The sequence below is a fragment of the Pseudomonas sp. TE3-3-F2023 genome (assembly GCF_036784815.1).
Lineage (GTDB): Bacteria > Pseudomonadota > Gammaproteobacteria > Pseudomonadales > Pseudomonadaceae > Aquipseudomonas > Aquipseudomonas pudica.
Map to the genome: position 1 here is coordinate 4,660,352 of NZ_CP145113.1, position 9,679 is coordinate 4,670,030.

General features: G+C 63.4%; 7 protein-coding genes. 6 read left to right on the top strand and 1 reads right to left on the bottom strand.

The features are described from left to right. The 4 genes from V3314_RS21515 (at position 1) to V3314_RS21530 (ending at position 4,128) form a co-directional block, all read left to right on the top strand. Positions 1-1,074 carry a microcin C ABC transporter permease YejB gene (locus tag V3314_RS21515; RefSeq protein WP_009686399.1) on the top strand — a complete coding sequence of 358 codons (1,074 nt, stop codon included), beginning with the start codon at positions 1-3 and terminating at the stop codon, positions 1,072-1,074. 1 nt (position 1,075) lies between these two features. Further along, a complete protein-coding gene (locus tag V3314_RS21520) occupies positions 1,076-2,095 on the top strand; it encodes an ABC transporter permease (protein WP_046615574.1) in 1,020 nt (339 codons plus the stop codon). A 1-nt stretch (position 2,096) separates the two neighbouring features. Further along, on the top strand, positions 2,097-3,707 hold the full coding sequence (locus V3314_RS21525) for an ABC transporter ATP-binding protein (protein WP_046615573.1): 1,611 nt from the start codon (positions 2,097-2,099) through the stop codon (positions 3,705-3,707). Positions 3,708-3,945: 238 nt separating this feature from the next. Then, on the top strand, positions 3,946-4,128 hold the full coding sequence (locus V3314_RS21530; RefSeq protein WP_080958485.1) for a DUF3077 domain-containing protein: 183 nt from the start codon (positions 3,946-3,948) through the stop codon (positions 4,126-4,128). A 194-nt stretch (positions 4,129-4,322) separates the two neighbouring features. On the opposite strand, the gene V3314_RS21535 is transcribed toward V3314_RS21530, so the two are convergent. Continuing rightward, positions 4,323-5,486, bottom strand: coding sequence for an ATP-binding protein (locus V3314_RS21535; protein ID WP_338459621.1), 1,164 nt, complete (start codon positions 5,484-5,486; stop codon positions 4,323-4,325). Positions 5,487-5,667: 181 nt separating this feature from the next. Between V3314_RS21535 and V3314_RS21540 the strand changes: the two genes are divergently transcribed. After that, positions 5,668-8,598: an aminotransferase gene (locus V3314_RS21540; protein ID WP_338459622.1), complete on the top strand. Its 2,931-nt coding sequence runs from the start codon at positions 5,668-5,670 to the stop codon at positions 8,596-8,598. A gap of 74 nt (positions 8,599-8,672) precedes the next feature. Then, positions 8,673-9,578: a LysR family transcriptional regulator gene (locus tag V3314_RS21545; protein ID WP_025339945.1), complete on the top strand. Its 906-nt coding sequence runs from the start codon at positions 8,673-8,675 to the stop codon at positions 9,576-9,578. Positions 9,579-9,679: the final 101 nt, after the last annotated feature.

Consider the following 9,679-nt stretch of genomic DNA (forward strand, 5'->3'; position numbering starts at 1 on the left):
ATGCTGGCCTACATCCTGCGCCGCCTGTTGCTGATCATCCCGACCCTGTTCGGCATCCTGATCATCAACTTCATCATCGTCCAGGCCGCACCCGGCGGCCCGGTCGAGCAGATGATCGCCAAGCTCGAAGGTTTCGAAGGCGCCACCAGCCGCATTGCCGGTGGCGGTGCCGAAGTGTCCGTGGCCGGCTCCAACTACCGTGGCGCCCAGGGCCTGGACCCGGCACTGATCGCCGAGATCGAACGCATGTACGGCTTCGACAAGTCGCCGCCCGAGCGCCTGTGGATCATGATCAAGAACTACGCCCGGCTGGACTTCGGCGACAGCTTCTTCCGCGATGCCAAGGTCATCGACCTGATCATCGAGAAGATGCCTGTGTCGATTTCGCTTGGGCTGTGGAGCACGCTGATCATGTACCTGGTGTCGATCCCGCTGGGCATTGCCAAGGCCGTACGCCACGGCAGCCATTTCGACGTGTGGACCAGTTCGGCGATCATCGTCGGCTACGCCATCCCGGCGTTCCTGTTCGCCATCCTGCTGATCGTGCTGTTCGCCGGCGGCAGCTACTTCGACTGGTTCCCGCTGCGTGGCCTCACCTCCAACAACTTCGACGAGCTGAGCACCACCGGCAAGGTGCTGGACTACTTCTGGCACCTGGTGCTGCCGATCACCGCGCTGGTCATCGGCAACTTCGCCACCATGACCTTGCTGACCAAGAACAGCTTCCTCGACGAGATAAACAAGCAATACGTGGTCACCGCCAAGGCCAAGGGCCTGAGCCGGCCACGGGTGCTGTACGGCCATGTGTTCCGCAACGCGATGCTGCTGGTGATTGCCGGTTTCCCTTCGGCGTTCATTGGCATCTTCTTCACCGGTTCCTTGCTGATCGAAGTGATCTTCAGCCTCGACGGCCTCGGCCTGATGAGTTTCGAGGCAGCCATCAACCGTGACTACCCGGTGGTCTTCGGCACCCTGTTCATCTTCACCCTGCTGGGGCTGGTGGTGAAACTGATCGGCGACCTGACCTACACCCTGGTCGATCCACGCATCGACTTCGCCAGCCGGGAGCACTGACATGGCCTTGTCCCCCCTCAACCGCCGGCGCTTCGAGCGCTTCAAGGCCAACCGCCGTGGCTGGTGGTCGCTGTGGCTGTTCCTGATCCTGTTCGGCCTGAGCCTCGGCGCCGAGCTGATCGCCAACGACAAGCCGATTGCCGTGCGCTACGACGGCGAATGGTACTTCCCGGCGTTCAAGCGCTACCCGGAAACCACCTTTGGCGGCGAATTCCCGCTGGAAGCCAACTACAAGAGCCCGTACATCCGCGACCTGCTGGAGAAGAAAGACAGCTTCGTGCTGTGGGCACCGATCCCGTTCAGCTACCAGAGCATCAACTACGACCTGCGCGTACCCGCCCCGGCCCCACCGTCGGCGGACAACTGGCTGGGTACCGACGACCAGGGCCGAGACGTGCTGGCGCGGGTGATCTACGGCTTCCGCATTTCGGTGCTGTTCGCCCTGACCCTGACCGTGCTCAGCTCCATCGTCGGCGTGATCGCCGGTGCCTTGCAGGGCTTCTATGGCGGCTGGGTCGACCTGGCCGGGCAACGTTTCCTGGAAGTCTGGTCGGGCCTGCCGGTACTGTACCTGCTGATCATCCTCGCCAGCTTCGTGCAGCCCAACTTCTGGTGGTTGCTGGGCATCATGCTGCTGTTCTCGTGGATGAGCCTGGTGGACGTGGTGCGCGCCGAGTTCCTGCGTGGGCGCAACCTGGAATACGTGCGCGCAGCCCGAGCGTTGGGGATGCGCAACGGCGCGATCATGTACCGGCACATCCTGCCGAACGCCATGATCTCGACCATGACCTTCATGCCGTTCATTCTCACCGGCGCCATCGGCACCCTCACCGCCCTGGATTTCCTCGGCTTCGGCCTGCCGCCGGGCGCACCATCACTGGGCGAACTGGTGGCCCAGGGCAAGTCCAACCTGCAGGCCCCATGGCTGGGCATCAGCGCCTTCGCCGTGCTGGCGCTGATGCTGAGCCTGCTGGTGTTCATCGGCGAATCCGCCCGCGATGCCTTCGACCCGAGGAAGTGACATGAGTGAACAGAACCTGATCGAAGTGCGCGACCTGGCGGTGGAGTTCGTCACCGGTGACCAGGCTCACCGCGTGGTGAACGGCATCAGCTTCGACATCCGCAAGGGTGAGACGCTGGCACTGGTGGGCGAGAGTGGCTCGGGCAAATCGGTCACCGCGCACTCGCTGCTGCGCCTGCTGCCCTATCCCCTGGCGCGCCACCCCAGCGGCAGCATCCGCTATGAGGACAAGGACCTTCTGCAGCAGAACGAGAAGACCATGCAGCGCATTCGCGGCAACCGCATTGCGATGATCTTCCAGGAGCCGATGACCTCGCTGAACCCGTTGCACTGCATCGAGAAGCAGATCAACGAAATTCTCCTGCTGCACAAAGGCCTGACCGGCAAGGAGGCCACGGCGCGCACCCTGGAACTGCTGGAGATGGTCGGCATTCCCGAGCCACGCAAGCGCCTGAAGGCCCTGCCGCACGAACTGTCCGGCGGGCAGCGCCAGCGGGTGATGATCGCCATGGCCCTGGCCAACGAGCCGGAACTGCTGATTGCGGATGAGCCGACCACGGCACTGGACGTGACCGTGCAGTTGAAGATTCTCGACCTGCTCAAGGAACTGCAGGCACGTCTGGGCATGGCCCTGCTACTGATCAGCCATGACCTGAACCTGGTACGACGCATCGCCCACCGCGTGTGCGTGATGCAGCACGGGCAGATTGTCGAGCAGGCCGAATGCGCCAGGCTGTTCAGCGCCCCGCAGCACCACTACACGCAGATGCTGATCAATGCCGAGCCCAGCGGGCTGCCGGCGCACAACCCGGTAGGCGCGCCGTTGCTGGAGGTGGCTGACCTCAAGGTCTGGTTCCCGATCAAGAAGGGCCTGCTGCGGCGCACGGTCGACCATGTGAAGGCAGTGGACGGGATCAACTTCAGCTTGCCGCAAGGGCAGACGCTGGGGATTGTCGGCGAGTCCGGGTCGGGCAAGTCGACCTTGGGTTTGGCGATCTTGCGGCTGATCTCCAGCCAGGGCGGCATTCGCTTTCATGGGCAGAATCTGGAAGGTCTCAACCAGAAGGCCGTGCGCCCGTTGCGCCGGGAAATGCAGGTAGTGTTCCAGGACCCGTTCGGCAGCCTGAGCCCGCGCATGTGCGTGGAGGACATTGTCGGCGAAGGGTTGCGCATCCACCGCATCGGTACCGCGCAGGAACAGGAAGCTGCAATTATTGCGGCCCTGGAGGAAGTGGGGCTGGACCCGCGCACGCGGCATCGCTATCCACATGAGTTTTCCGGCGGGCAGCGCCAGCGCATTGCCATTGCCCGGGCGTTGGTATTGAAGCCGGCGCTGATCCTGCTGGATGAACCTACGTCGGCGCTGGACCGCACGGTGCAGCGGCAGGTGGTGGAGTTGCTGCGCAATCTGCAGCAGAAATACAACCTGACCTACCTGTTCATCAGCCATGACCTGGCGGTGGTCAAGGCGTTGAGCCACCAGTTGATGGTGATCAAGCATGGGCACGTGGTGGAACAAGGGGATGCGCAGGCGATCTTCCATGCGCCGCAGCATCCGTATACCCGGCAGTTGCTGGAGGCGGCGTTCTTGGAAGTGGATGCGGCTAGTTAGCTTTTGACCGCGCCGGCTTCAAGCCGTGCGCTATCCCTGTGGGAGCTGGCTTGCCGGCGATGGGCCGCAAAGCGGCCCGCTTTCGGCGAGCTAAAAAACAGACTTATCCCCTTCCTTGCAGGCCATTTCCCAAACATACTCCTGCCGCGTGTTTTCCGTTGCGGCTGCTCTGGCTGGGCTCTAGTCTCGGTTGGTCGCTGAAGATCAGCGATACAGCTTTGACAGGCTGTGACGGTTAATAGAGCCCGGCATCCCCTGCCGCGATGCCCGCGAGCAATCCTCAGAGCTGATGGGCTATGTACGCGAACTGACCATCACCGGCCTGATGGACGAGAAACCGATGATGATCTGGGCTGCCTACTACCTGAGTGCGATGGCCAAGGCGCTGATGGATGATGCCGAGCTGGGCATGATGCGCTGATTGGCATCACAGGCCATAACGCACATATGGGAGCGGTCTCGTGTCGCCAAAGGGCTGCAAAGCAGCCCCGGCGATTTATGCTTTCATGCAGAAATCTGGGGGCCGCCCTGCGGCCGTTTCGCGACACAAGGCCCTCCCCACGAGAGATTGCACACCCCGGGAGGCCCGCGCCAGCTGGCCTACGTAGATGCAGCTCAGAGCCGGCCCAACAACTCCTGCCGCTCGCGCCAGATCTCCTGTACAAAGGGGTCGGTCACCCCATACAGCCCATGCCCCCGACGCATGATCAGGTTAGCGGCCAGCAGTTCGTTGGCAACCGGCTGTATCTCTTCGACACGCACTTCACGCCCCACAGACTTCGAATACTCGGCCGCCGCTTCGTTGGAGAATACCCCACGCGCATCGCCTTCGACCGATGCGATCCGGGCAAAAATCGCCTCAGCCAGGACGCCCAGCTCCTCTACTTTCATCAGCTCCAGGTCAGCAGCCGCCGACCGCAGCGTTGATGCGATTACCGGCAGCACCTCATCCGGCCCCATCCCGGACGCAGGTGAGTGAACCAACTGCCGAAGTGCACGAATGAACTCCTCGGGCCTGCTGCCCAGCGTTTTGAATGCCTGTGCCGCGACATCCAGCGACGGCAAGTTGCCCAGGCCATCTTTTGCGAGCCGCTTGAGCCAGAATTCGACATAGTCCCTGTCCAGCACCGGATACGGCACGTTTGTGGCACCGGCAAAAGCCTGGTTACGCCGCGTGGTCAACTCGTTGACCATCGCCCGGTGAGAGCCGGTACCGATGAACAGGAAGTGCCCTGGCGTGTTCGGGCGCGGATTGATGGCATCGCGCGCAGCCTTGAGCGCCAGCATCATCTGCTGGCCGTCCTCGGTTGTGATTGCCTGCTGCACCTCGTCGACGACCAGCACAACGTCAGTCCTGACCTGGTCCACAACCTCGGTCAGCGCTTCCGCAAGTGTGACACCGCCCTCTGTGCCCAAGGTTTCCAGGTTAAAGCCAAACTTCAGCCCAGCCACTTCGACCTCCGCGCCACGCAGGGCCTTGAGTTTCTGCAAGAAAGCCGAGGTAGGTTTCTGAAGATCAGCAAGGGCTTTACGCACTGCGGCGAGGACCAGCACGACCGGGCTGGTCTGGGTATCACTCCAGAGGTCGACATAGATCACCAATGCACCCATTTCCTCCAGGGCAGGGATCAAGTCGTTCTTTAAAAAGGTGGTTTTGCCAGTCCTGCGCAGCCCGGAGAAAAACAGCCCTGATCTCAAGCCGATATCCAGGGCGGACGGTTTCAACAGCTGCCTGGCCAAGTCGGCAGCCAGTTCACGGCGCGGGAAGATGTCGATCATGGCTTTATCCGAAATTATTGAATACCAATAATTATTGGCAGAGAATAATTTAATGTAAAGGCGTACAGGCAGGTCGGTTCGAAAGCCATCATCAAATTTTCTGACAACAATCGTCTTCCATCATCAGCCAGATCGGGCATAAATTCTCCACCGTCAACCCCAGCAGCAACGGTAGAGCCCCATGTCCAGCCCACAACACCAGCCCGCCTCCCCTGCCCTGACCACGCTGATCCAGCGCTCCGGCCTGCCCAGCCCGTCGCTCACCGAAGCCCAGGCACATGCCGTGCTGCAGACGCACTACGGCATTGCCGGCAACCTGACGGCACTGGGCAGCCAACAGGACCTGAACTTCCGTGTAGACGCACCACAAGGCCGTTTCGTGCTCAAGGCCTGCCACGGCAGCTACGCCCAGCTGGAGCTCGAGGCCCAGCACGCGGCCCTGGCCTACCTGCGCGAACAGGGCTTGCCAGTGCCCGCCGTGCGCCCGGCCAGCGATGGCCAGATGCTGCTGGCGTTGGAAATAGACGGGAAACCACTGCGCATGCGCCTGCTCGACTACATCGAAGGCCAGCCTTTGACCCGCCTCAAGCACATGGAACCACGCCTGATGGCCGAACTCGGCGGGCTCTGCGCGCGGCTGGACAAAGCCCTGGCCACTTTCGAGCACCCGGGCCTTACACGCACCCTGCAATGGGACCCGCAGCACGCCCAGGCACTGATCCAGCACCTGCTGCCCGTGCTGCGCAACGCCGAGCAACGCGCCCGCATCGAGCGGGCCACCCAGCTGGCCGCCGAGCACCTGGCGCCGCTGATCGACCAGCTGCCAAGCCAGGCCGTGCACCTGGACATCACCGACGACAACGCCGTCTGGGCCCGCGATGGCGAGCGCCAATGGCAGCTGCAAGGGGTGATCGATTTCGGCGACTTGTTGCGCACCTGGCGCATCGCCGACCTGTCGGTGACCTGCGCTGCATTGTTGCACCACGCCGAGGGCGACCCGCTGCGCATCCTGCCGGCCGTGCGTGCCTACCAGGCGCTCAACCCTCTGAGCGAAGCCGAACTGCGGGCGCTGTGGCCACTGGTGCTCAATCGCGCTGCCGTGCTGGTGCTGAGCAGCGAACAGCAACTTGCCGTCGACCCCGGCAACCAGTACACCCGCGACAACATCGCCCATGAATGGGAGATCTTCGACACTGCCACCGCCGTGCCTTACGCGTTGATGGAAGCGGCCATCCTGCAAGCTGCTGGCCTGCAGCCAGCCACGCCGGACCTGAGCGGCTGCGCCCTCCTGCTGCCGGACCTGGATGGTCAGGCAGTGACGCGCGTCGACCTGGGTGTACTCAGCGTGCATTGCGAGGCGGGCAACTGGGAGCAACCGGGCTTCGACCAGCACCTGCTGACCACGCAACCGGCCCCTGCCTGCAGCCTGCACGGGCAGTATCGCCTGTCGCAAACCCATATCGACCGCCCCGAAGAGCCTGCCACCTGTGCTCTGGGCGTCGAGCTTCATGTACCCAACGGCAGCCTGGTGCAAGCGCCAGATGCCGGTACCTGGCAACGCCATGGCGACGGCCGTGGCTGCCTGCGCAGCGCGCACTGGGCGTTGTGGCTGCAAGGCCTGGAAGATGCGCCTGCAGATGGCCAGGCCGTGGAAAAAGGCCAGTCGCTGGGCAGCAGTTGTGGCTTCCTCAGCGTGCAGCTGTGCCTGGATAGCGGCCTCCAGCCGCCGTTCTTCGCCACCCCATCCCAGGCGGCCGCCTGGCTGGCCCTGTGCCCGTCACCAGCTGCGTTGCTGGGCTTCGACTGCAATGCCGAGCCGCTGCCGGACCCACAGGCCCTGCTGGCCCGCCGCGATGCCAGCTTTGCCCGCTCGCAGAAGCACTACTACGCGCAACCGCCTCACATCGAACGCGGCTGGCGCAACTACCTGATCGACATGCAGGGCCGCTCGTACCTGGACATGCTCAACAACGTTGCTGTATTGGGCCACGGCCACCCGCGCATGGTCGCCGAGTCGGCACGGCAGTGGTCGCTGCTGAACACCAACTCGCGCTTCCACTACGCGGCCATCACCGAGTTCTCGGAACGCCTGCTGGAGTTGGCACCCAAAGGCTTCGACCGGGTGTTCATGGTAAACAGCGGCACCGAAGCCAACGACCTGGCGATTCGCCTGGCCTGGGCCTACAGCGGCGGGCGCGACCTGCTCAGCGTGCTGGAGGCCTACCACGGCTGGTCGGTGGCCACCGATGCCATTTCCACTTCCATCGCCGACAACCCGCAGGCCCTGGAAACCCGCCCGGACTGGGTGCACCCGGTCGAGGCGCCGAACACCTTCCGCGGCCGCTTCCGTGGTGCCGACAGCGCCACCGACTACCTGCGCGACGTCGACGCCAAGCTGGCCGACCTCGACGCCCGTGGCCGCCAGCTGGCAGGCATCATCTGCGAGCCGGTGTACGGCAATGCCGGTGGTATTTCGTTGCCGGCCGGTTACCTGCGCGAGGCCTATGCCAAGGTTCGCGCCCGTGGCGGCGTGTGCATCGCCGACGAGGTGCAGGTCGGCTATGGCCGCCTGGGCGAGTACTTCTGGGGCTTCGAGGAACAGGGCGTGGTGCCCGACATCATCACCATGGCCAAGGGTATGGGTAACGGCCAGCCACTGGGCGTAGTCATCACCCGCCGCGAGATCGCCGAAGCGCTGGAGGCCGAGGGCTACTTCTTCTCCTCGGCCGGCGGCAGCCCGGTCAGTTGCCGCATCGGCATGGCGGTGCTGGATGTGATGCAGGAGGAAGGCCTGTGGGATAACGCCAGAGACACCGGGCGCTATTTCAAGGCGCGCCTGCAGGCACTGGTGGACAAGCACCCGCTGGCCGGCGCGGCACATGGTTCGGGCTTCTACCTGGGGCTGGAACTGGTGCGCGACCGCGCAACGCTGGAACCGGCAACCGAGGAAACCATGGCCCTGTGCAACCGCCTGCGTGACCTGGGCATTTTCATGCAGCCGACCGGCGATTACCTGAACATCCTCAAGATCAAGCCGCCGATGTGCACCACCCGGGCGAGCGTGGACTACTTTGTCGACAGCATTGATCGGGTGCTCTCCGAAGACCTGTAAAGAATTGCGAAGCTGGCCGAGGAATGTTCATACTTTTCGGCCACAACGCCTCCTCGTCATCAGGTTTACTGACAATGGCCTTTACCAGCGACTCCCTGGCAATCTTCCTCGCGGTGCTGGAGGCAGGCTCGTTCTCTGCCGCCGCGCGCAAGCTGGGGCGTGTGCCTTCGGCCGTGAGCATGGCCATCGCCCAACTGGAGGCGGAGCTGGACCTGGTGCTGTTCGACCGGGCCACGCGCAAAGCCTTGCCCACCAGCGCCGCCCTGGCCCTGGAGCCCCAGGCCAGGCAGGTGATCTGCCAGCTCAACCTGCTCGACGCCCAGGCCCTGCAACTGCACAAGGGCCTGGAGAAGCGCCTGACCATCGCCATGGCGCCAGAGCTGCAGACTGGCCGCTGGAGCCAGCCGCTGGAAACGCTCGCCCAGGAATTTCCCAGCCTGGAAATCGAGGTGCGCTCGGCCACCCAGGCCGAAGCCATCCGCCTGCTGCATGACGGCAGCGTGCAATTGGCATTGGTCTTCGAACGGCCTGGCATCGACGAGCGCGAGTCATTCCTGGAGGCTGGCAGCCAATTGCTGGTGGCCGTCGCCTCACCCCGCCATCCAGCCGGGCAGAACAACGGCATGCCGTTGCCGGAAGAGGCGTTCGCCGAACAGCGGCAAATAATCGTGGCTTCGGGCAAGGCCACCGGGTCGGACCCGCGCATGGTGTTGTCGCGGCGCATCTGGCTGACCGACAGCTACCTGGCCACGCTGGACCTGGTGCAATCGGGCCTTGGTTGGGCCTACCTGCCGCAGCCGTTGGTCGAGCCGTTGATTGCTTCGGGCGCGCTGGCCGAAGTGCGCTTCGACAACATGGCAAGCCGGTTGCGCTTGTGGGTGGACATCATCTGGGTCAAGTCGCGCCCGTTGGGCCTGGGCGCGCGGCGTTACCTTGACGTGATGCGCCAATGCTTTGAAACGGAATCCCCTAGGTCCTGAGCGATACGACCATCTCGTCCGAAAGCGAAAAATCCTACAACTGGTTAGGAAGCCAATAACTACCTGCAGTATTGATTCCCCGTTAGGTTTCTGCTCGCCAT